Raw genomic sequence first — 22,192 nt, 5'->3', positions numbered from 1 at the left:
CGGGGGCCTCAAGGCGATGGAGGACGTGGTCCGCGAGGACGAACGCCCGTCGTTCAAACGCTGCCGGCGGCAGTGGGACCTGGGCTCGCGCTCGCGCCAGAACCTCGAGCCGCTCCGGCCCCGCCAGGTCTACGACCTGGAGCGGGCGGTCCACGACGCCATGGCGCTCTGGTACTTCCCCGGGATGTGGGAATGGGACCGCTCCCTGGTGCTGCGCTTCGCCATGGAGGGCTTCGAGAAGTCCATGCGCAAGCAGCTGGACTCCTATGCCGCCCGGGCCGGGGTCGCCCCGGAGCAGGAGATCGCCTGGGAGGCGGACCGGGAGCGGGGCCGGCGGCTGCTGGAGCACTACTTCTCCTGGGCACCCGGGGCGGACGCCTTCACCCCGGTGCGGGTGGACACCGACTTCGACGCCAACATCCCGGAGCCGGGCACCCCGGGCTTCGACCTGGTCGGGCCGCGGGGGGCGATCCACTACAAGGGACGGGTTGACCTGCTGGTGGTGGACGCCTACGACGCCTACTGGATCGTCGACCACCGGCTCGTGGACGGCGGCTGGGAGGAGCTGGACCAGCTGCTGCTTGACGAGCGGGGCGTGGGGGCCTGCTGGGCCTGGGAGATCTTCTACTACGGGATGCAGATCGCAGGGACCATTTACAACGAGCTCCGCCTCGATGCGGCGGTGCCTCCCCCGGGCGAATCGCCGGTGGCGTCAGGTCCCGCCGCCGAGGGCCTGTCCGGCCGCCGGCGCCTGTACATGCAGGCCGCCCAGCTGCCCGACGAGCGGGTTTCGGTCTCGGGGACCGATGCCTTCCGCCGGACGCGGATCACCCGCTCCCGGGCCGAGCTCGCCGCCTGCGGTGTGCAGATCGCCACCGAGGCCCGGGACATGACGTCGCCCACCCTGCCCATCTACCCGCACCCCAGCCCCGCCCACTGCCCGGGGTGCGCCTACCAGGAGCCGTGCCGGGCGATGAACCAGGGGATGGACCCGGCGCCGATACTCGCCCGGGACTATGCCGACCGGGGGGCCGAGGAGGTCGAGGAGGGCCGCCTGGGGGCGGTCACCTGGTCGATGAACCGGGGCGCCCGGCCACCCAGCAACTTCGGCGGCGGCACCAGCGCCCGGCGCTCCCGGTCCGTGACGCCACCAGCTTCCCTGGGCGAGCCGGAGTAGCCGTGCACGAGCTGTCGGTCACCGAGAGCGTCATCAGCGCCGTCACCGAGAAGGTGGGGGAGCGCGGCGTCCAGCGGGTGACGTTGGAGATCGGGAAGCTGTCCGGCGTGGTGGCCGAATCGGTGTACTTCTACTTCGAGATGTGCAGCGAGGGGACCCCGCTGGAGGGCGCCAAGCTCGAGATCGTCGAGATCCCCGGCCGGGCCCGCTGCCGTACGTGCGGCGCCGACCTGGAGCTGGAGGACATGATCGCCCTGTGCGAGTGTGGCAGCGCCGACCTGGAGATCCTGGGCGGCGAGCAGCTCAAGATCAAGGAAGTGGAGGTGGCGGAGTAGCCATGTGCACGACGTGCGGATGCGGGAGCGAGGACGCGGTGGTCACCGGCTTCGGGGACGCCGCGGGACACACCCACCACCACCACGATGGCGAGGCGGCCCCGCACGTCCACGCCGACCCCACCGGGCGCACCATCGTCTTGGAGCAGGCGATCCTGGCCAAGAACGACGCCCTGGCGGACCAGAACCGGTCCTGGTTCCGGGAGCGGGGGATGCTGGTCGTCAACCTGATGAGCTCCCCGGGCTCGGGCAAGACCACGCTGCTGGAGCGCACGATCCGGGACCTGTCCGGCGAGTTCCCGCTCGCCGTCGTCGAGGGCGACCAGGAGACGCTCTTGGACGCCAACCGGATCAAGGCGGCGGGCGCCCGCGTGGTCCAGATCAACACCGGCTCGGGCTGCCACCTGGATGCCGGCATGGTGTCCCGAAGCCTGTCCGTCCTTGCCCCCGAGGACCGCTCCGTCCTGCTGATCGAGAACGTCGGCAATCTCGTGTGCCCGGCCCTGTTCGACCTGGGGGAGCGGGCCAAGGTGGTGATCATGTCGGTGACCGAGGGCCACGACAAGCCGCTCAAGTACCCGCAGATGTTCCGGGCGGGGGAGCTGATGGTGATCAACAAGGTGGACCTGGTGCCCTACGTGAACTTCGACGTCGAGCAGTGCATCACCTACGCCCGCCAGATCAACCCGAAACTGGAGGTGGTGTCGGTGTCGGCCACCCGGGGCGACGGCCTGGAGGGCTGGTACGACTGGCTGCGCGCTCAGCGCTGAGGGGTAAGGCCGGCCCGCCGCCCGCCGGTCCTTGACGGTGACGTGCGTGACGTTGACCTAGACCGTCACGCCCTGGTCGCCGCCCAGGTCCACGTACCACTGGCCGCCGGACTGCTCGCACGGCTGGGTGAGGTTGAAGTTCGACAGGGCGTCCTGGTAGGCGGCGGGGAAGCCGGCGGTGTTGGCCGGGAGGCCGGTGCTGGGGTTGGTGTTGGTCACGCAGCCGACGCCCGGGGCGCAGATCGTGCCGATCAGGGTCACCAACGCCTGGTTGCCGCTGGTGAAGACGTTCCCGAGGGTGAGCGGCCCGTTCTGCACGGTTGTGTTCTGGCCCTTGGGGAGGACGGTCTGGCAGTTCGCCTGCTCGCTCGGCAGGGCGTACGAGCAGGCGGTGTCGAAGTCACCGTTGATGCTGGCGTCCAGGAATCCGGCGTTGGCGCCCGCCGGGGTGGCGTGGCTGGGGGCCACCTTGGCGATAGCAACGCCGGTTGGAGTCGGGGCCGGGCTGGGGGCCGGGCTCCCGACCGTGGGCGGCGACGTCGTGATGGTCACCAGGGGACCGGGCGGCGCCGGGGCGCTCGCCGGCGTGGTGCTACTGGCCCCGGGGGACTTCGTGTCCGAGCAGCCGGCCAGGCCAAGGAGCGCCACGAGGAGCCCGGCCGCGAAACGGGCACCGGCAGAACGAGTCATGGACTCGATCCTACCGGCGCCCGCTGGGCAACGGCTGTGGCGGAGCTGGTCAGCAGATGCGAGGCAGGGGGTCGCCGATGAGCATGTCGACGATCCGGGTACCGCCGAACTCGGTCTTGAGCAGCACGAGCGTGGGAGGGTCGTCCTTCACGGTGCCGATGATGGCCGAGCCCTCGCCCAGGGGGTGGGAGCGCAGCGCCGCCAGGGCGGCGTCCGCCTCGGCCCCGTCCACGATGATCACCAGACGGCCCTCGCAGGCCACGTAGAGGGGGTCGATGCCCAGGATCTCGCTCGCCCCCCGGACCTCGGCCCGGGTGGGCACCGCCCGCTCGTCCACCACCACCGCCACGTTGGACGCCCGGGCCACCTCGTTCAAGATGGTGGCGACGCCACCCCGGGTGGCATCCCGCATGCAGCGCACGCCGGAAGTGGCATCGAGCAGCGTGTTGATGAGGTCGTGGAGCGCGGCGGTGTCCGAGGTGATGTCGGACTCGATGTCCAGCTCGCCCCGGGCCAGCATGATGGTGATGCCGTGGTCGCCGATCGGGCCGGAGACCAGCACCGCGTCGCCCGGCCGGACGTTGGCGGCGCCCAGGGAGACGTCCCGCTCGATGACCCCGATGCCGGAGGTGTTGATGTAGCACCCGTCGGCCAGGCCCTTCTGCACCACCTTGGTGTCCCCGGTGACGATCTGCACCCCGGCGGCGGCGGCCGCGGCCGCCATCGAGGAGGCGATGAGCTGGAGGTCGGCCACCGGGAAGCCCTCCTCCAGGATGAAGCCGGCCGACAGCGCCAGGGGCCGCGCCCCCGACACCGCCAGGTCGTTGACGGTGCCGTTCACCGCCAGGTCGCCGATGTTGCCGCCCGGGAAGAACAGCGGGTGGACCACGAAGGAGTCGGTGGTGAAGGCCAGGCGGGTGCCATTGACCGTCAGCGTCGCCTGGTCCTCCATCGCCTCCAGGATGGGGTTGCGGAACGCCTCCAGGAAGAGGGCGTCGATCAGGGTGTGCGTGGCCTTCCCGCCGGCGCCGTGCGCCAGGGTGACGCGCTCCTCCTTCAGGCGGGCCTTCCGGCGGCGGGCGCGGTCGATCCGCTGGAGCACCTGCTCCTCCTGGGTGAGCGTCTTGGCCCCCAGCTCGTACTGCGCCAGCTCGTGGTCCTCGGGGGCAGCCGCCTCGGCGACCGCTGCCTCGGCCCAGTCCGCCGAGCGCTCGGAGCCCTCGCCGCCGCCCGGGAGCATGTCCTGGGCGGACAGCCCGGATGCGCCGCTCGGCGCGTCCGGCGTCACCTCCGTGTCGCCTCCTTGACCCGCTCCCGGGTGAACCGCCCGAAGTTGTAGTAGGCGGCACAGGCGCCCTCAGGGGACACCATGCAGGTGCCGATGGGCGTCTCCGGGGTGCAGGCGGTCCCGAAGACCTTGCATTCCCAGGGCTTGATGACGCCCTTCAGGACCTCGCCGCACTGGCAGGCCTTGGGGTCAGCCACCCGGATACCCGGGATGTGGAAGATCTCTTCGGCATCGAACTGCTTGTAGGCGTCCCGCACCTTGAGCGCCGAGTGCGAGATGAAGCCCAGGCCCCGCCATTCGAAGTAGGGGCGCAGCTCCATGACCTCGTTGATGACCTGCAGGGCCTTGAGGTTGCCTTCCCAGGGGACCACCCGGGTGTACTGGTTCTCCACCACGGAGCGGCCCTCTTTGACCTGGACCATCAGCTGGTAGACCGAGGCGAGGATGTCGAGCGGCTCGAAGCCGGCGCACACCAGGGGCTTGTTGTGGTCCCGGGCAATGAACTCGTAGGGCTTGCAGCCGATCACGGTCGAGACGTGGCCCGGCCCGAGGAAGCCGTCGAGGCGCATGTCGGGCGAGTCGAGGATCGCCTTGATCGCCGGGATGATCGTGACGTGGTTGCAGAAGATCGAGAAATTCTCCAGGCCATCCGCCTTCGCCCGCAGCACCGTCATGGCGGTGGAGGGCGCCGTGGTCTCGAAGCCGATGGCCATGAAGACCACCTTCTTGTTCGGGTTGTCCCGGGCGATCTTCAACGAGTCCAGGGGCGAGTACACCATCCGGATGTCGGCCCCCTTGGCCTTGGCGTCGAAGAAGGAGCCCTTGCCACCCGGCACCCGCATCATGTCGCCAAAGGAGGTCATGATCACGTCGGGCTGCTCGGCGATGTAGATGGCGTCGTCCAGGCGCCCCATGGGGATCACGCACACCGGGCAGCCCGGGCCGTGGACCAGCGAGATGCTCTCGGGGAGGTAGTCCTCGAGGCCGTGCTTGTAGATGGTGTGCGTGTGGCCCCCGCATACCTCCATGAAGCTGTAGTGGCGGCCCGGCTCGCACAGGCTGGCGATCTGGGCCGAGAGGGCCTGGGCCTTCTCTGCGTCACGGAACTCGTCAACAAATCTCACTGCCCATCACCCCCTTCGTCTAATCGATGCTGGATTGGGCCAGGGCGTCGAGCTCGTCGGTGTAGGACTGGCCAACGCCCTCGAGGAAGGCGAGCGCGGCGGCCGCCTCGTCCTCGTCGATTTTGGACAGAGCGAAGCCGACGTGGATCAGCACCCAGTCGCCGGGCTGCACGTTCTCGTTCTCGAGGAGACCGATGTTGATGCTCCGCCGCACGCCGCTGACATCCACTTTCGCCAGGTCGTTGCGGTCCAGGAGCTCGATCACCTCACCGGGAATCCCAAGGCACATACGGTCCCCCTCCTCCCCACCATCTCCGGGCGATCAACCCAGGCGTGCAGGCGATCGCTGCTCATTCTGCTCCTCCTGCTCTTCCCTAGTGGGCTGGCGTACCCACCGACCGGGGAGAGAATCGACCGATGTTGCTGCTCCTGCGTGCGTCCCTACGCTGCCCGGCGCAGCCCGCCGACCAGGGCCTTGCCCGCCCGCTGGGCGACGACGCCGACGACGCCCCGGCTGACGGTGGAGGCCACGCCGCCGGCGTTGGCGTTCTGCATGCCCTTCGCCAGGAGGTTGCCGCCGACCGAGAGGCCTGAATTCACCAGCGACTTGAACTGCTCGGACTTGGTGATGGCGTCCAGGGCGTTCAGGGCCTTCTGCAGGCCCTCCCGCCCGTCGCGGGTTCCGGTCCAGTAGCCGATTGCGAAGCCGACGAGCGCTTCCATAGCTTCTACCCCTCCTGTTCGGTCTCGGTCCGTGGTCTGCCCAGCTCTTTGTCTGACGAGGGCTGCACCTGCAGCTTCGTTACATGTTCTTGAGTTCCAGGTAGCGCTTGATGTCCGGGAGCGACGTGACGAGCAGGGCGGCAGCCCCGGCGAGCACAGCGGCCTTCACAAGCTTGAACATGGGTTCTCCTCCTCTCGTTGGCTAGGGTTCTTCAGGAAGCGGTCTTTCAGGAAGGGTTCTTCCGGGCGAGCGTGGTGAGCGCCACGTCCTGCTCGACGTGCAGGCGCCCCACGATGTCAATCAGCCGGGCAACGGTGGGCTCCACCGCCGCCTCCACCACCGGGGTGAGCCCCATGCCGTCCTCGACGGTCTCCGGCTCGCAGCCGACGACCAGTGCCCGGCGCACGCTCCCGCCGAGGGCCTTCAGCATGCCGAAGATGGCGTCGGGCTCCAGCCCGTGGGCATCCACCAGGGCGGACTCGCCCTCGGCGGCCGCCTGTACGAGCGGCGATTCCTCGACCTCGTCGAGCTGCGGCTCGATCAGGTAGAGGTCGCCCGGCTGGCCGCCGCACGGGGCGGCGTCGACGATGACCACGGCGTCGTAGCCCTCCAGCAGCTCGTAGGCAAGGTGCACCCCCTTGATGCCGAAGTCGGCCACGGTGACCCCCTCGGGGAGCGGGTGCTCGCCCAGCCGGCGGATGACCTCGCAGCCGAAGGCGTCGTCGGAGAGGAAAATGTTGCCGACGCCGGCGACCAGGATCCGCGGGGCGTCGGTCATGCCGGGACTTCCCCGGACACGACCGGCTCGACTTCGTCGGCGGCGAAGTACAGGAAGCGCCCATTCTCCACCTGCAGGTCGGCGTTGGGGTCCTCTTCCAGGGTCACCGCCAGGAACTGCTTGTTCTCCAGGTCGTAGAACACCGCCTGGACGTCGGCCACCTTGCCGGCGAGGAACATGTCCTGGGCGTCGGCGCGCCGGGTCCCCGGGCGCAGGATCACCTTGCCCCCGGCCGCCACCGGTACGCCGTTGATGACGGCGGTGTCGGTGTCGGGCTTGAAGTTGGCCTCCTGCTCCCACCAGGGCTGGGCCGGATCGGGGGCCGGCGCCGTGGCGTTCTGGTAGCCGGCGGGCCGCCGGTCGTCGAACTCGCGTCCGAAGACCGCGGAGCCGGGGGCGGAGCGCCCAGACATGGGGCGCTCCTCGCCGTACACCGGGAGCCCGTCGGCACCGGTGCCGAACTCGGGGATGTCGTCCAGCTCGCCGGTCACGTCGCGCAGGTAGCGCACCGCGCCGTGCAGGCGGTCGAGCAGCTCCTGCGGCATGGCGTCCACCCGGTCGATGATCGCCTTGGCGCGGGGGTCGGTGGCCCGGGCCTCCTTCTTCTCCTCGTCGGTCATCGTCATGATGTTGAGGCTCAGCAACTCGTCCACCTCGGTGCCGTCGAACAGGTCGCCCGGGCTCTCCGGGGCGATCTGGGGCCAGTCGTACAGGATGATGGGCGAGGCGAACATGACGTCGCGGGCCTGCCGGTCGCCGATCAGCACCGGGAAGGCGTGCAGGTTCTCGCACGCCTGGGCCTCCGCCTTCGCCCACGCCGGGGGCTCCAGCAGGGAGATGAAGCGGCCGTGGCGGGCGGGGGTGAGCGCCCACAGGGTGTGGCAGGCAATGAACGAGTAGCTCATCGCCGCCCTCCGGTCGTCGGGCGAACCGTCGTAGGGGGTGAGGTTCTCGATCCGCAGCCTCAGCCGGTAGGCGCCGAAGGGCCCGGGCAGCGGTTCGGCCGACACCCGCAGCAGGCCTTGGAGCTGCTGGCGACGGCGCAGGATGCGCCCAGCCACGCCACCCTCGGCATCGCTGACCGACTCGGGTGCGTCCTCGCCCCCGGCGATCTTCAGTGCGATGGTGGCCTCGTCGGCGGCCAGGTCGGCGATGGGGAAGCGGTAGTCCAGCTGGTGCTCGACGGCCTCTTCCCAGGTGATGTGCTGGGTCCCGCCCACCGTCAGGGTCTCCACCGGCGAGAAGCTGCCGTCCCCCCGGCGCTCCTCAACCCGCTTGGCCTGCACCTGGAGGAACCGGAGGCGCAGCTGCAGGACGGCACCGTCCTCCGGCTCGGCCAGGAGCTGGACCTGCTGCTCCCACGGCTCGGGCCCGCCGGACTGGCTCCAGGCATTCGGTGCCAGGACGCCGAACTGCCAGCGGACCTGGTTCTTGGCTGCCGAGGCCCGGTAGGGATACAGCACGTAGCCCTCATAGAGGATGGCGTCGGCCATCTTCTTCGCCAGGGCGAAGATGTCGGGGCCTTCCCCGTCGTCACTCATGGACGACCGGCCTCTCCGGCTCCGCTTTCCCTGGCGCTCCCGCCCCGCTGTCCCCAGCCGCCTCCAGCAGGACCGTCAGGGTCTCGTCCCAGCCGGTGAGGCCCCGGTGGGATTTGAAGCGCTGCAGGCCGTCCAGGGTCTCGCGTTGCATGCGCACCCAGGCCTGTCCGGGGAAGTAGAGGTCCATCAGCTTGTCCCAGGTGGCCACCGGCACCCCGAAGCTGATCTCTTTGTGCCAGGGCACCTGCTCGACGGCGAACCCACCTTCACCCTTGGTGAACACCGTCCCGGAGAACAGCATCAGCAGGGGGATCTCGCCCTCGTCGAGGGCGTGGAAGTACTTGGCGCTGGCCACCTCGAAGTCGTAGGTGCAGGGGACCGCGACGTCCACTTCGATCGACCCGTCAAAACCGGGGATGGCAGCGTCGGCGAAGGCGAACTGCATCGGCTTCACCGTGTCGCCCCAGCGTTTGGTCTCGCCGAAGAGGTCGAGCAGCCGCTCCGCCTCGGCGGGCGAGTAGCGGCGCCGCTTCGGCTCGATGCGGATCTGGATGCGCAGGAGGATGGCATGGATCCGTATGCCGGTGGTCTCCGAGATGCGCAGGCCGAAGTTGAGCGTCGGGGACGCGGCGTATGGCTCTGGTTCCACACCCAGGAGGTCGAAGACGAGTTCACTCATCTCACCCGCCCTCAGAGTGGTCGGGGGCCGCGTCCTGCGGTGCCGGATCCGCCGCCGCGGCCGGCCGTGGCCCGCGTGGCCCCCAGCCGACGACCGCGCTCCGGCCGCGCAGATCCTCGAAGAATCGGTTCATGGCGTCCCAGACCTCCTCGCCGCCGCTGAAGCCCTTCCAGTGCATGCGCACGATGGCGGTCAGCTCGTAGGCCTTGTCGATCGGGACGAGGTAGCCGGCGAAGGTGTCGTCCTCCTTGCGCAGCAGCAGCGCCTCCACGTCGGGCAGGATCCCTTCGAAGGAGGAGTTGGCCTCCATGACCTTGCCCCAGGCTTCCAGGTCGAGCAGCGACTCGGTCGCCCCGGCGGGGCTGGGGTAGAAGGCCACGAAGCGGTCGAGCGTGGAGTTGTTGAAGAAGAAGGCCATCGACACCGGGATCTGGATGTCCTCCCACTGGGCGTCGTCGAGTACGAAGTACGGATCGAACAGGTACCGGTCGGGGACCTGGCGGTACTTGCCCTGGCCCGAGCCGTCCTTGGCGAAGAGCAGGTAGCACGGGCGGCAGACGCACATCAACTCCCGGTTCTCGATGTGGACGACGTGGCCGTGCTCCTCGGGGATCGGGGCGGCGCACATCTCGCATGCCTCTCCCGGCTTGGGGCGCGGGCGGCGGGACTCCTCGAACCGGGACAGCAGCTCCTCGGAGGCGCCCGCCGGAGGGAGGCCCTTGACGAACCGGCGCAGCCCGCTGGGGGCAGCCGGTGCCGGACCGGCGTTGCCGTTGCTCTGGCCCATGTTCTCCGCCGGGGCCCTCAGGAGCGGACCACCGAGCGGGCGCCCGGCGGGATGGCGACCTTCCACTCGTGCTGGTCCTGCAGGAGCGGCAGCGGGTCGAGGTGGACCACCGAGCTGTCTGAGGAGTGCACGCTGCGCCCGGCGAGGCGCACGTTGTAGAGCGTGCCGCAGCGTGAGCAGCGCAAGGCTTCATCCAGCAGGGCGGCGTCCTTCAGCGACGCGCCGCACGAGGCGCACGCGTTGCGGTAGGCGTAGAGGTTGCCCACCGCCGAGCAGATGAAGACCTCCATGCCCTCCACCACCTGCACCCGTTTCTCGCCGGGCAGCAGCCCGACGGCGTCGATGGGAAGCCAGGCGCTGGCCGCGTCGGCGGCGGTGGCATCGACGGGGCCGCCCGGGCGGGTCTGGATCTGCAGCAAATTTTGGCTCGGCCCGGTAGGGGCCTCGGCCACGCCCTCGACCTCCACCCGGAGCACTTCCGGAGCGGCCTCGGCGATGGCTTGCTCGAGCGTCAGCTTCACCGTGACCGTCGAAGACGGGCAGCCGTGGCAGCTTCCTTCGAGCTTCAGGTGGGCGACCCCCTGCTCGTCGACGCCCAGGTACTGGACGCCGCCGGCGTGCGACCCGAGGTAGGGCCGGGCCTGGTCGAGGGCCGTTTCGATCCGGGTGTCGACGTCCACCGGGTGGATGCCGTGCAGCACCAGGAGGCTCTCGATGAACTTGTCGTCGGTGAAGCGCTTCAGCAGCGGGGTGGCCACATCCTGGTCCTCGTTTACGACCTCGAGGATCCGCTCCAGCCCGGCCCCGTAGAGCTCGACAAGGAGGCCGACGACCTCCTCGACCTTGGTAGAGACCTCGGGCGACGCCGACGAGCGGAGCTCGCCCAGCAGCACTTCGATGCGGTCCCCAACCTGGCGAACGTTGCTGTGACCGTTACCTTGACCCGAGGCCATCGCACTCCCTCTTGTGTTCGCTGGGTTCCCTGCCTGTAGCTCTCACCCGTACACCCGACGCGTGGCCCGAAGCCGGGCCGGGGGAGCCAGTTGGCCCCCCCGGCTGCTTCGGAAGTGCGTCGAGCTTACCGCTCTCGTCGTTTGACCTGACGCTCCTAGCGCTCCAGGGGCAGGACGGTAGGCGAGTGCATCCGGCGGACGACCTTGCCTTTGCCCGCGCCCCCGCCGAGGTACATGTGCACCCCGCACGGCAGGCAGGGGTCGAAGGAACGGACGGCCCGCATGATGTCGATGCCCTTGAAGTTCTCGGGCTCGTTCTCCTCGAAGATCGGGGTGTTCTGCACCGCGTCCTCGTAGGGTCCCGGGGTCCCGTAGATGTCACGGACGCTGCCGTTCCACGGGGTCGGGGGGTACGGGTGGTAGTTGGCGATCTTCCCGCCCCGGATGACCATGTGGTGGGAGAGCACGCCCCGGACCGCCTCGGTGAACCCGCAGGAGATGGCCTCGTCCGGCACCTTGAACGGGGTCCAGGTCTGGGTGTGACCAGCCCGGAGCTCCTTCAGGGCTTCCTCAACGAAGTACAGCGCCAGGCCGGCAGAGTAGGCCTGGAAGTAGGTCCGAGCCCGGTTGCGCTCGAGGGCGTTGGACCACTCGGGGATGACCCACTCGAAGTGGGCCGGGCCCTTGGTCGCGGTCTTCGGGAAGTCGATGGTGATGCTGTGCCCGGTCGACTTGACGTAGGGCGTGTTGACCAGCCCGGCGAGGGCGGTCGGCCACAGGCGGGCCAGGGGGCCACCACCGGTGTCGAGGGCGAGGTAGTCCTTGCCGTCGAACCAGCGGGGCGACATGGTCCAGCTGTACTTGTCGGTGAAGTCGCGCTTCTGCGGCCTCGGGATGGTGTGCTGGTTCCACGGGTGACGGACGTCCACCGGGTTGCCCAGGGGGTCGTTCTTGACGAAGACCTCCTTGCCTTCCCAATCCTCGTAGTACGAGGAGCCGAGGAGGATGCGCAGGCCCAGGTTGATCTTCACGAGGTCGTGGGTGACGAGCTTGCCGTCGACCACGACGCCGGGGGTGACGAAGCACGCGTCGCCCCAGGTGGACATGTTCTCGTACTTGAAGTCACAGACGTTCGGGTCCTGGAGGGAGCCCCAGCAGCCCAGCAGCACGCGCCGCCGGCCGACTTCCTCGTAGCCCGGGATCGCCTCGTAGAAGAAGTCGAAGAGGTCGTCGTGGATTGGCACGACCTTCTTCATGAACTCGAGGTAGCGCATGAGGCGGGTGAGGTAGTCCATGAACAGCTGGATGGTCGGGACGGTGCCGACGCCTCCGGGGTACAGGGTGGAGGGGTGGACGTGGCGCCCTTCCATGAGGCAGAACATCTCCCGGGTGTACCGGCTGACGTGCAGGGCCTCCCGGTAGAACTCGCCCGAGAGCGGGTTCAGGGACCGCATGATGTCGCCGATGGTGCGGTAGCCGTGCTCGGCGGCGTGGGGGGACTCGGTCTTGTTGGCCAACTCCAGGACGCCGGGGTTGGTCTCGGCGACCATCTTCTCGCAGTAGTCCACACCCACCAGGTTCTCCTGGAAGATGTTGTGGTCGAACATGTACTCCGCGGCCTCGCCCAGGTTGACGATCCACTCGCCCATGGCCGGGGGGTGGATCCCGTAGGCCATCTGCTGGTTGTAGCAGGACACCGCGCAGTGGTTGTCACCACAGATGCCGCAGATGCGGCTGGTGATGAAGTGGGCGTCCCGAGGGTCCTTGCCCTTCATGAAGATGCTGTAGCCACGGAAGATGGATGAAGTGCTGTAGCACTCCAGCACCTTGCCTTGGGAGAAGTCGATCTTGGTGTAGATGCCCAGGCTCCCCACGATCCGGGTTACTGGGTCCCACACCATCTCGACGACATCGCCTTTTGCCATGCTTGGAGCCTCCCTTCGTAGCTGTCGGTGCGTGTAGGTGGCCCTACGACCAGGTCTTGGTTGCGCCGGTGAGCAGGTCGGGACCCGGCTTGCGCCACGACGGCTCGGTGTCGGTGGTCTTCATGGTGAAGCTGCGCAGCCCACGGATGACTGCGCCGTAGGCCCCACTGGCCGCGGTGGACACCTTGGCGCCCGGGGGCTCGTCCATGAACGGCATGAACTTGTCGGGGAAGCCCGGCATGGTGCACCCGATGCAGATGCCGCCGACGTTCGGGCAGCCGCCCACGCCGTTGATCCAGCCCCGCTTCGGGACGTTGCACTTGACCACCGGGCCCCAGCAGCCCAGTTTCACCAGGCACTTCGGTGAGCCGTACTCGGTGGCGAAGTCACCCTGCTCGTAGTAGCCGGCACGGTCGCAGCCCTCGTGCACGGTGGCGCCGAACAGCCAGCGGGGACGAAGGGCTTCGTCCAGCGGGATGATGGGGGCCTGGCCGGTGGCCATGTACAGCAGGTACAGGAATGTTTCGGACATGTTGTCGCCGTGCGCCGGGCAACCCGGGATGCAGACGACGGGAAGGCCCGCCTTGGAGCGCCAGCCCCAGCCCAGGTAGTCGGGGACGCCCATGGCGCCCGTGGGGTTGCCGGCCATGGCGTGCATGCCGCCGTAGGTGGCGCAGGTGCCGACCGCCACGATGGCGAGGGCCTTGGGAGCCAGGCGGTCCAGCCATTCGCTGGTGGTCATGGGCTGGCCGGTCTCGAAGTTGTTGCCGAACCCGCACCAGTAGCCCTCGGACTTGATGGCCTCGTTGGGGATGGAGCCCTCCACCACGAGCACGAAGGGGTCGATCTCGCCACGCTCCGCCTTGTAGAACCACTCGATGAATGTGTCGGCCCCTTCCTGGGGTCCACACTCGAAATCGATCAGCGGCCAGTGCACTGCCAGCTGGGGAAGCCCGGGGAGTGCACCTAGAACGATCTCCTCGATGCTCGGCTGTGTCGCTGCGGTGAGCGCCACCGAGTCACCGTCGCAGGAGAGCCCCCCGTTCATCCAGAGGATGTGTACGACGGGCGCTTCTGCCTCAGCCGGTGGGGCTGCCCTGCCACGCCTTGCCGCTGCTGCCATCCACTTCACCTCCTTCTGGGAGCCACCCCCCTGGTGGGGATCAGGCCCCCGATCGAGCTTGAAGCGATCTGAGGATCAACTCCTCGACAAACCCCGCCTTCCTGACTCTGTCCCCCTCCCCGTCGGCTCGCAAGCGATGCACCCCGCACCCGGCCGCGGTTGCCGTTCGGAGCTATACGGCAAAGCACCCCGCGAAAGGGCGACGCGATGATTCTCTAACCCACCCGTGGCCGGATCTATCCGTGTCTTTACTGAATCTGTCTCCGTATCTCTACGCAGGGAACACGACCGTTTACAGTGCGTTCAGGTCGGTTGGTCCATTCCCGCTCGCAAAGGAGAGGAAACCGTCGCTGGTCATGCGTCTCGGTGCATCTCGCCAACTCAGCCAAGCATCGCTTGACGGGGAGCCACGCGAGGAGTACGAAGAGGGCAGCGCCCGGAGCGACGGGAAGGCCTGGCGCGGGCGGAAGGGCGAACGAAGCGATGGCACGGGCGGTGATCGATCGGGAAGCCCGCCTGCCCGCGCGGGATCAATCACCGGAGCTTCCCGCTGTGATTGGCGACGCCACCCCTTCCTGGCTCGGGAACCTCCCCAAAGTCCTAAGCGACCTGGGCGTCGCCGTCGTCGTCTGGGACGACGAGATCCCGATCTACGTCAGCCCGCTGTTCAGCCAGATGATTGGCTACACCCCGGAGGAGCTGGGCGTGCGGCGCCCGGCGCATCTGGCCGGCATGGCCGCCGCAGTGCCCCCACCGGTTGCGCGGGGCGGCGATCTCACCCTGAACGGTGATCACAAAGGCGCTGGCATCGAGGTGCCGCCGTTCGAGTTCCAGCTCATGCACGAGTTCGAGTGGACGCTGGTCCATAAGGGCGGCCAGCGGGTCTACGTCGAGGCGGCGGCCGGCACCATCGAGGTCGCTGGCCGGCTGGCGAGCATCGGGATCTTCTCCGACCGCTCCGAGCAGGAGCGGGCGGAGCGCCAGCTGAAGACCCGGACCCTCCAGCAGGCCGCGGTGGCCGACCTCGGCCAGCAGGCCCTGGCGGGCGCCGAGCTGCCCGACCTCATGGATGCCGCGGTCAACGTGATCACCCGGGTGCTGGAGGTCGAGTTCGCCCGCGTCCTGGAGCTCGCGGGGGACGGCAAGAGCTTCACCGTGCGGGCCGGCGTCGGCTGGGAGGAGCAGTCCGGGTCGCCGGGCATCGACCTCCGGCTCACATCCCAGGCCGCCTACACCCTGGTGTCCGACATGCCGGTGGTGGTGGAGGACTTCGACTCCGAGACCCGCTTCGCCGGGCCCCCGTGGGTCAAGCGGTCGGTAGCCAGTGGGATGAGCGTCATCGTCCGCGGCAAGGGCCGGCCGTGGGGGGTGCTGTGCACCCACACCGCCCGGCACCGGCGCTTCAGCCGGGACGACGTCCATTTCCTGCAGGCCATCGCCAACGTCCTGGCCGAGGCCATCGTCGCCAAGAAGGTGCAGGACGCCCTGCGCCGGGCCGGCGACCGGGAGCGGGAGCTGCGCGAGGAGCTCGACGCCCATTCCCGGGTGGTGGTCGCCGCCCAGGAGGCCGAACGCCGGCGCATTGCCCGGGAGCTGCACGACGAGATCGGCCAGGCCTTGACCGGTCTGGCCCTGAGCCTCGCCAGCCTGGAGCACCGCGCACCGGCCGATCTCCGGGCCGCCCTCGGGGAAGCGCGGGCCGGGATGGGGGAACTGGTGTCCCGGGTCCACGACTTCTCGCTGTCGCTACGCCCCGCCATGCTGGACGACCTCGGGCTGCTCCCCGCACTCCTGTGGCTCACCGAGCACGTGCTCTCCACCCAGACCGGCCTGCACGTGGCGCTGGACCACCATGGCCTGGACCGGCGCTTCTCCTGGGAGGTGGAGACTGCGGCCTACCGCATCGTGCAGGAGGCGTTGAACAACGTGGTGCGCCACGCCGCCAGCGGGACGGCGCACGTCCGCTGCCTGTTCGAGGACGAGGAGATGTACATCGAGGTCCGGGACTCCGGCATCGGCTTCGAGCCGGGCGCGGTCCGCCCGCACACCACCAGCGGTCTGCGTGGGATGCAGGAGCGGGCCCGGCTGCTGGGCGGCCAGTTCCGAATCGAGTCGTCTCCCGGGCGGGGCACGCGGGTCGTCGCCAGCCTGCCTGTCCAGGGTGGCCTGCTGGCCGCGCCCGACCCGGCTGCGTCGGCCTCGGGGGCGCGGGCGGCGATGGAGGCCCTGGAGACCGTGGGGGCCATCCGATGAGCCTCTCGGTGCTCCTGGCCGAGGATCACCCGGTTGTCCGGGAGGGCCTGCGCGCCATGCTCGAGGCCGAGGGCGACTTCCAGGTGGTGGGCCAGACCGGCAACAGCTCCGAGGTGTGCCCGATGGTGGAGAGGCTCCGGCCCGACGTCTTGGTGCTGGACCTCGTGATGCCCGGGATCGGGGGCCTGAGCGCCCTCCGCGAGCTCACCCGGCGGGGGGCCGACACCCGGGTGGTCGTACTGTCCATGTATGCCAATGAGGCCTATGTCCTCGACGCCTTGCAGAACGGGGCCGGCGCCTACGTCCTGAAGCAGTCGGAGGCCGGCGAGCTGATCCGCGGCATCCGCGAGGTGTGCCAGGGGAGGCGCTACCTCAGCCCACCGCTCTCCCAGCACGCGGTGGATGCCTATGCCCACCGGGCCAAGGGCCAGGCGCCCAGTGACGATGCCGCCCTCACGGTGCGGGAACGCGAGGTGCTGACGTTGGTGGGGCAGGGCTACACCAGCGCCCAGATCGCCGAGCGTCTGTTCATCAGCGTCCGCACGGTGGAGAGCCACCGCTCGAACCTGATGAAGAAGCTCGGCCTGCACTCGCAGGCAGAGATGGTGCGAGCCGCCCTGCGCCGGGAGTTGGGCCCGCTCAACCCCTGACATCCGGGGGAGTCTGCCCCGGGCTACCCCCGAACGCGAGACGGCCGGGCATGCGCCCTACGGGTTTGTCTGGGGCGCCTTACTCCCTGATGACGGCGATTGCTTCTTTGGCGTGGACCAGGATCACGTCGCCCACGCCGGCGTCCACCAGGGCCACGCTGACCACCTCGACGCTCTGGCCGGTGTCCACCCGGGCGAGCTCGTCGGCCAGCAGCTCGACGATGGTGACGGGGAGCGCCTCGTCCGAGCAGGTGATGCAGACGTCGCCGTAGCACTCGGGCACCACCGGGCGGGGAGGGGGCGGGCCGATGACGGGCAGGGATACACGCCCGGAAGGAACGTCGCCGCTACGGGTCGCCATTGCAATGCCTCCCTCTGGTCGGCCTGGCCTAGGCTCCGAGTGTAGACGCTTGAGGCCGGGCCACAAAAAGCCGGCCATAGACAAACGAGACCTGGCCGGAAGATACTAGTGGCCCACCGCGGGAGCGTTGGAGCAGGGGAGATGCGAGGGGAAGTGGCCGCTACCCGATTCGCAGGATCTGCCGACCGGGTGGGCGCATGCTCCCTCCCGCCGTTCCTGCGTTCCGCCGCCCGCCCGGGGATCCACAGTTTGCATTCGCCGCAGAGGGGAAGCTCGCAATCGGGGTAGGACGAGAGAGGAGGCGATAGATGAAAGGTGTCGTTGGAGGAGCTCTGTTGCTGCTGGTCGCGATGCTGGTGATGCAGTCGGTTCCCGACTTCCAGCGCTACAAGCAGTTGCGGGACATGTAGCTTCCGCACTTCGCACGGGCCCCTCGCTGCTGGGCGCTTCGGCCTTGCGACGAGGGGCCTGTGCGCGTCTGCGGGTAGGACTTCCTGAGGGTGTCGCTGCGCCGAGAGAGGAGGTCGTAGATGGCGTCGTTCGCCGATGTGGTGAACCGGATCACCGGCAAAGCTGGAGCGTCGGGCGAGGGGCTGCAGGCCGCCCAAAGAGTGGTCGCCAAGGCGGCACAGTCGCCCGAGGTGCAGGCCCTTGTGGCCAAGGCGGCGCAGAACGAGCAGGTGCGCAAGGTGGCTTCGTCGGCCCTCCGCATAGCCCAGCCTGTGATCAGTGTCATCATCCAGCGCGCCATCCTCGGTGGCATGAGCCCGCAGGAGAAGGCAGCCCCGCCGACTCCCTCCCGGCCTGCTCCCGAACCAGTCTCCGCCAGCCGCCACACCATGCCCAGCGTCCTGGGCGGGGCCAAGGCTGGGGCCGCGGCTGCCAGCGAACCCGAGCCGGCACCACCCGCCCCCGCTCGCCGCCGGCGCGGCGCCAGCTCGCTCGGATCCAAGGAACCCGCACCCGAGCCGGAGACCCCTGCTGCCAGCGCACCGGCAGCCGCGCCGCAGTCTGAGGCCTCCGGGCGCCGGCGCCGGATGGCCAGCGTCCTGGGATTCGGCGGCCCCGAACCCGCGTCCCTACCCGCGTCTGACCCGCGGCCTGAGGCTGCCGCGGCACCTGGCCCGGAACCGGTGGACCTATACGCCGGCGTCTCGCTGGCGGACATCACCCCGGTCGGGGTCGTGACCGGCGCCGTGGTGCTGGAGGCCGCCGAAGAGCCAACGGAGCCCGAGCCTCCCCGGCGAGCGCCCCGGCGGCGCATGCCCAGCGTGCTCGGCGGAGGCGATGCCGGCGGAACCGGTGCCTCCGACCCGGCCGAGCCCCAGATCGAGGTGCTGAGCGTGGAAGCCGTGGAGCTTGATGACGGCGACGTGGTGGTCGAGACCGTCGAACTGGTGGACGGCCAGTTGGTGGTGGAAATCGACGAGGTGTCGGTGACGGTGGCGGAAGACGACGACGACGAGCCGCCGGAGCCCCCCGGCCGCGGCCCCCGGCGCCGCATGCCGAGTGTCCTGGGTGCCACCGATCCACCCTCGGCGGTGACCGAGCCGGAGGTCGAAATCCTGGCGGTGGAGGCGGTGGAACTCGAGGGCGGCGAGATCGTTGTTGAGACCGTCGAATTGGTGGACGGCGAATTGGTGGTGGAAGTGGACGAGGTGGTGGCCGAGCCCGAGGTAGAGGTCCTCGGGGTCGAGGCGGTGGAGATGGAGGACGGCGAGATCCTCGTCGAGACCGTCGAGCTGGTGGACGGCCAGCTCGTGGTCGAGATCGAGACCGTGGTCCCCGAACCGGCCGAGGCTCCGCCACCAGGACCGCGCCGGCGGATGCCCGGCGTCCTCGGGAGTCGTGCCGGGTCGTCCGCCCACCCGGCCGCCGAACCCGCGTCGGCCTCAGCCGACAAGCCCGCCCGCGCCCCCGGGCGGTCCGCCAAGCGGGCGGCCGCCGCGGCGCCCCGCCCTACCCCGGACCTCATAAAGCCCGAGCCCGCTCCGGAGCAGCCCAAGCGAACGGCGAAAGCGAGAGCGAAGGCAAAGCCAACGTCTAAGGCAACACCAACCGCGGCTCCGCGAGCGCCCAAGGCCGCCGCCCGGACGGGGGCGGCGACTTCTGCCGCGCGCCAGCAAAAGTCCGCTCCCAGGTCGAAGGCCGCTGCAGCCCCCGCGCCCGCGGCGAGTCCGAAGGTCACCTCAGGGCCCAAGCCCACCCGAAGGGCCACGTCGAAAACTGCAGCAACAGCGAAGCCCAAGGTGGCAGCGAAGCCCAAGGTGGCAGCGAAGCCCAAGGCGGCGTCCAAGCCTGCTGCATCGGCGGCCGCCAAACCCAAGCGGGGAGCGACGTCGGCCTCCAAGCCTCGGGCTGCAACGAAGCCCAAGGCAGCGACGAAGAGCTCGAGCCCGCCCGGGCGCGCCACGAAGCCGGCAGCGAAGCCGGTGGCCACATCTTCGGCGGCCAAGCCGGCTGCCAAATCGACCCGGAGCCGGAAGCCTGCGGCCCAGCCTGCCCCGCGCGCCCAGTCGGCGGCCAAGCCCGCAGCGAAGCCAGTGGCCGCTAAGCCCAAGGCCGCCTCCGCGAAGCCCAAGGCCGCCTCCACGAAGCCCAAGGCCCAGACGGCAGCCAAGCCGCGGGCAGCCAAGCGATCGACGCCGAAGTCCGCCTCGTAGCCTGCGCCCGACCCGGCCCTCAGGTGCCGCGCAGGGCTCCCACCACGAAGACGTACACCACCATCCCGGCGACGGCGAGCAGCAGGATCCGCAGGCCCCACAGCCCGGCGGCTGCGCCGCGCCCGAGTGTGCGCCGGGGCACGGGGATGTCCACCGCCTCAACGAGCTGGTCGGGCTCGAGAGCCTCGATGAGGTCCTCGTCGGGCTCGCCGACGTAGATGTGATGCTGGTGCTCGGGCTCCAGGTGGCGCATGGCGGTCACGGCCCGGCGTGGCCGGCGACCGCATCGACAAACGCCACGATGGCGTAGGCGCTGCCCGCCAGGCCCACGAAGGCGGCGATCGCCCCCCCGGACAGGTTCAGCCAGCGGGGGTTGGACCGCGGTCCCATCAGTTCCTTGTCGTTGGCCAGCAGCAGGAGGAAGACGAGGGCGGCGGGGAGGAGCACGACCGCCAGCAGGTTGGCGTTCAGGGTAATGGAGAGCAGGGGGGCACCCGGGATCAGCACGATGGCCGCCGCCAATACCGCGACGCCGAAGTTGAGCCCGTAGAACCCCTTCGCCTCCGACAGCCGCCGGTTGAAGCTGTGCGGGCCGGCCATGGCCTCACCCAGCGCATAGGCGGTGCTGGCGGAGATAGTCATCGTGGCCAGTGCGCCGGCTTCGATAAGCCCGAGGGCGAACAGCCCGGCGCCCGCCGGCCCGATGAGGGGCCGCAGGGCGGTGGCGAAGCCCGCTCCGCCCTGGAGGTGGCTGGTGTCGACGTGGTGGGCGAACAGGACCGAGGCAGCGATGAGCGCGCCGCAGCCGGCGATGGCCGCCAGGCTCCCGCCAATCAGGGTGTCGATGCGGCCCTGCGGGATGTCGTGGGGGGTCATGCCCTTGTCGGCCACGGCGCTCTGCTGGAAGAAGAGCATCCAGGGCGTGAGGGTCGCCCCGATATTCGATGCCAGCAGGAGGAGGAAGACCCGGAGCGATCCGTGCGGGAACGGGCCCCAGGTGGCGAGCGCCCGGCCGATCGCCGCCGGGTGGGGGTGCGCCAGCACGGCGACCACCACGAAGAGGAGATTGAAGGCGGCCAGCCCGAGGGCGATGCGCTCCCAGCGCCGGTAGCGACCGCCGGCGACGCTGAGCGCCACGAGCCCCAGCCCCGCCCCCACCGCGACCGCCGGCGGGACCCCGAAGTACCCCATGCCCACCCGCACCGCGATGAGCTCGGTGATCAGGGTGATCAGGTTGGTGACCGCCACGTCGCCCACCGATACCCAGCCCCAGAAGGGGCCGAACCGTTCGAAGATCAACTTGCCGTAGCCCCGGTGGGTCACGGCCCCCACCCGCATCGACATCTCCTGGATGACGACCGCGGCGGCGAAGGTCACGAGGATGAAGGGCAAGAAGAACCCGATGCCGTAGGTCGCGCCGCTGGCCGCGTAGGACAGCATGCTGGGGCCGTCGTTCTCGCCCAGCATGACCAGCACACCCGGTCCCACCAGCAACCAGAGCAGGGCCACCCGCCGCCCTGCCCGACGGGCGGCGTAGACCTGCTGGCGGTCCGAGGAGCGGCGCAGGTCCTCCGGCGTGAGCACCGGGGCGCCCGGGGGGCGGTCCTTCAGGTCAGCCACGCCGGTCCTCCACGAAAATGGCGCGGGCAAGGCCGAGCGCAACCGGGATGGCTTCGCCCTCCCGGTCCACCACCACGGGGCTCTCCCACTGGCTCGCCTGGACGATGCGCACCGGGCGCCCAGGGGTCAGGCCCAGGGCCTGGACCGCCCGCAGTTTTGCCGGGTCCCGGTCCGAGATGCGGCTGATACGGACCGTGGCCCCGGTCGGGACCGCGTGCAGCGGCTGGGTGGGCGGCTGGTGGACTTCGAAATCCGGGGTGGGGATGGGGTCTCCGTGCGGGTCGAACGCCGGCTCGCCCAGCGCCCGCCACATGCGCTCCTCCAGCCGCTCGGAGATGGCGTGCTCCAGCCGATCGGCCTCTTCGTGGACCTCGTCCCAACCGTACCCGAGGGCGACCACCAGGTAGGTCTCGATGAGCCGGTGGTGGCGGGTCATCTCGATGGCGATGCGCAATCCGGCGGCGGACAGGCGGGCTCCCCGGTAGGGGTCATGGGTGACCAGGTCCAGGGCAGCGAGCTTGCCGAACATCTCGCTGACCGACCCGGGGCTGACGGTCAGCTCCTCGGCGAGTTGCGAGGTCGAGACTGCCGCGCTCCCCGCGAAGCCCGCCAGCCGGTAGATGGCCTTCAGGTAGTCCTCCTGGGCGGGAGAAGTTGGGCGACCCTGGGAAACAAATTTAGGCACACCGAAATTGTAGCCGGCTTTTGACACCGCCCCGACCGTGGGCCTAATATGACACCATCTGATGTA

At 69.5% G+C, this 22,192-nt stretch carries 22 protein-coding genes; 6 read left to right on the top strand and 16 right to left on the bottom strand.

Annotated elements, in window-relative coordinates; genetic code table 11:
* Positions 1-16 precede the first annotated feature (16 nt).
* Genes VFW71_05365 through hypB form a run of 3 tightly spaced genes read left to right on the top strand, consistent with a single transcriptional unit; the run spans position 17 to position 2,282 of the window.
* Positions 17-1,177, top strand: a complete 1,161-nt coding sequence (locus VFW71_05365; GenBank protein ID HEU5002193.1) for a hypothetical protein — start codon at positions 17-19, stop codon at positions 1,175-1,177.
* Positions 1,178-1,179: 2 nt separating this feature from the next.
* Positions 1,180-1,512, top strand: coding sequence for a hydrogenase maturation nickel metallochaperone HypA (hypA, locus tag VFW71_05360; protein HEU5002192.1), 333 nt, complete (start codon positions 1,180-1,182; stop codon positions 1,510-1,512).
* 2 nt (positions 1,513-1,514) lie between these two features.
* The gene (hypB, locus tag VFW71_05355; protein HEU5002191.1) at positions 1,515-2,282 is read left to right on the top strand and encodes a hydrogenase nickel incorporation protein HypB; all 768 of its coding nucleotides are present in this window, start codon (positions 1,515-1,517) and stop codon (positions 2,280-2,282) included.
* Positions 2,283-2,339: 57 nt separating this feature from the next.
* Here hypB and VFW71_05350 read toward each other — a convergent pair whose 3' ends face one another.
* The 12 genes from VFW71_05350 to VFW71_05295 form a co-directional block, all read right to left on the bottom strand.
* The gene (locus VFW71_05350) at positions 2,340-2,972 is read right to left on the bottom strand and encodes a hypothetical protein (GenBank protein HEU5002190.1); all 633 of its coding nucleotides are present in this window, start codon (positions 2,970-2,972) and stop codon (positions 2,340-2,342) included.
* A gap of 49 nt (positions 2,973-3,021) precedes the next feature.
* Positions 3,022-4,260, bottom strand: coding sequence for a hydrogenase expression/formation protein HypE (gene hypE / locus VFW71_05345; GenBank protein HEU5002189.1), 1,239 nt, complete (start codon positions 4,258-4,260; stop codon positions 3,022-3,024).
* The gene (hypD, locus tag VFW71_05340; GenBank protein HEU5002188.1) at positions 4,257-5,384 is read right to left on the bottom strand and encodes a hydrogenase formation protein HypD; all 1,128 of its coding nucleotides are present in this window, start codon (positions 5,382-5,384) and stop codon (positions 4,257-4,259) included. Before hypD ends, hypE begins: the two co-directional genes overlap by 4 nt.
* A 19-nt stretch (positions 5,385-5,403) precedes the next feature.
* Positions 5,404-5,673: a HypC/HybG/HupF family hydrogenase formation chaperone gene (locus tag VFW71_05335; protein HEU5002187.1), complete on the bottom strand. Its 270-nt coding sequence runs from the start codon at positions 5,671-5,673 to the stop codon at positions 5,404-5,406.
* A 152-nt stretch (positions 5,674-5,825) separates the two neighbouring features.
* Positions 5,826-6,107: a hypothetical protein gene (locus tag VFW71_05330; GenBank protein ID HEU5002186.1), complete on the bottom strand. Its 282-nt coding sequence runs from the start codon at positions 6,105-6,107 to the stop codon at positions 5,826-5,828.
* Between the two features lie 227 nt (positions 6,108-6,334).
* The gene (locus tag VFW71_05325) at positions 6,335-6,886 is read right to left on the bottom strand and encodes a hydrogenase maturation protease (protein HEU5002185.1); all 552 of its coding nucleotides are present in this window, start codon (positions 6,884-6,886) and stop codon (positions 6,335-6,337) included.
* Positions 6,883-8,427 carry a hypothetical protein gene (locus VFW71_05320; GenBank protein ID HEU5002184.1) on the bottom strand — a complete coding sequence of 515 codons (1,545 nt, stop codon included), beginning with the start codon at positions 8,425-8,427 and terminating at the stop codon, positions 6,883-6,885. The genes VFW71_05325 and VFW71_05320 overlap by 4 nt, the downstream gene beginning before the upstream one ends.
* On the bottom strand, positions 8,420-9,106 hold the full coding sequence (locus tag VFW71_05315; protein ID HEU5002183.1) for a DUF6084 family protein: 687 nt from the start codon (positions 9,104-9,106) through the stop codon (positions 8,420-8,422). Before VFW71_05315 ends, VFW71_05320 begins: the two co-directional genes overlap by 8 nt.
* Before the next feature lies 1 nt (position 9,107).
* Positions 9,108-9,893: a DUF5947 family protein gene (locus tag VFW71_05310; protein ID HEU5002182.1), complete on the bottom strand. Its 786-nt coding sequence runs from the start codon at positions 9,891-9,893 to the stop codon at positions 9,108-9,110.
* Positions 9,894-9,910: 17 nt separating this feature from the next.
* Positions 9,911-10,846, bottom strand: coding sequence for a NifU family protein (locus VFW71_05305; protein HEU5002181.1), 936 nt, complete (start codon positions 10,844-10,846; stop codon positions 9,911-9,913).
* Positions 10,847-11,001: 155 nt separating this feature from the next.
* Positions 11,002-12,771 carry a nickel-dependent hydrogenase large subunit gene (locus tag VFW71_05300; protein ID HEU5002180.1) on the bottom strand — a complete coding sequence of 590 codons (1,770 nt, stop codon included), beginning with the start codon at positions 12,769-12,771 and terminating at the stop codon, positions 11,002-11,004.
* 43 nt (positions 12,772-12,814) lie between these two features.
* Positions 12,815-13,894, bottom strand: coding sequence for a hydrogenase expression protein HypE (locus tag VFW71_05295; protein HEU5002179.1), 1,080 nt, complete (start codon positions 13,892-13,894; stop codon positions 12,815-12,817).
* 552 nt (positions 13,895-14,446) lie between these two features.
* On the opposite strand from VFW71_05295, the gene VFW71_05290 reads away from it, so the two are divergent.
* Both VFW71_05290 and VFW71_05285 read left to right on the top strand, forming a co-directional pair.
* The gene (locus tag VFW71_05290) at positions 14,447-16,147 is read left to right on the top strand and encodes a GAF domain-containing sensor histidine kinase (protein HEU5002178.1); all 1,701 of its coding nucleotides are present in this window, start codon (positions 14,447-14,449) and stop codon (positions 16,145-16,147) included.
* Entirely contained in the window at positions 16,144-16,797 is a 654-nt protein-coding gene (locus VFW71_05285; protein HEU5002177.1) for a response regulator transcription factor, read from the top strand. The genes VFW71_05290 and VFW71_05285 overlap by 4 nt, the downstream gene beginning before the upstream one ends.
* A gap of 79 nt (positions 16,798-16,876) precedes the next feature.
* Here the strand turns inward: VFW71_05285 and VFW71_05280 are convergent, their stop codons facing one another.
* Positions 16,877-17,083, bottom strand: coding sequence for a HypC/HybG/HupF family hydrogenase formation chaperone (locus tag VFW71_05280; GenBank protein HEU5002176.1), 207 nt, complete (start codon positions 17,081-17,083; stop codon positions 16,877-16,879).
* A gap of 605 nt (positions 17,084-17,688) precedes the next feature.
* Between VFW71_05280 and VFW71_05275 the strand changes: the two genes are divergently transcribed.
* Positions 17,689-19,821, top strand: a complete 2,133-nt coding sequence (locus VFW71_05275; GenBank protein ID HEU5002175.1) for a hypothetical protein — start codon at positions 17,689-17,691, stop codon at positions 19,819-19,821.
* Between the two features lie 19 nt (positions 19,822-19,840).
* On the opposite strand, the gene VFW71_05270 is transcribed toward VFW71_05275, so the two are convergent.
* The 3 genes from VFW71_05270 to VFW71_05260 are packed head-to-tail and all read right to left on the bottom strand — an operon-like array spanning position 19,841 to position 22,126.
* On the bottom strand, positions 19,841-20,083 hold the full coding sequence (locus tag VFW71_05270; protein HEU5002174.1) for a hypothetical protein: 243 nt from the start codon (positions 20,081-20,083) through the stop codon (positions 19,841-19,843).
* Positions 20,080-21,441 (bottom strand): divalent metal cation transporter, encoded by a 1,362-nt coding sequence (locus tag VFW71_05265; protein HEU5002173.1) that lies wholly within the window; start codon positions 21,439-21,441, stop codon positions 20,080-20,082. Before VFW71_05265 ends, VFW71_05270 begins: the two co-directional genes overlap by 4 nt.
* A complete protein-coding gene (locus tag VFW71_05260; GenBank protein ID HEU5002172.1) occupies positions 21,434-22,126 on the bottom strand; it encodes a metal-dependent transcriptional regulator in 693 nt (230 codons plus the stop codon). The genes VFW71_05265 and VFW71_05260 overlap by 8 nt, the downstream gene beginning before the upstream one ends.
* Positions 22,127-22,192 lie beyond the last annotated feature (66 nt).

The organism is Actinomycetota bacterium (genome assembly GCA_035765775.1).
In the GTDB taxonomy this organism is placed as follows: domain Bacteria; phylum Actinomycetota; class CADDZG01; order JAHWKV01; family JAOPZY01; genus DASTWV01.
The sequence above is the reverse complement of the archived record's forward strand: the minus strand, read 5'-3'. Positions and strand labels throughout refer to the sequence as shown.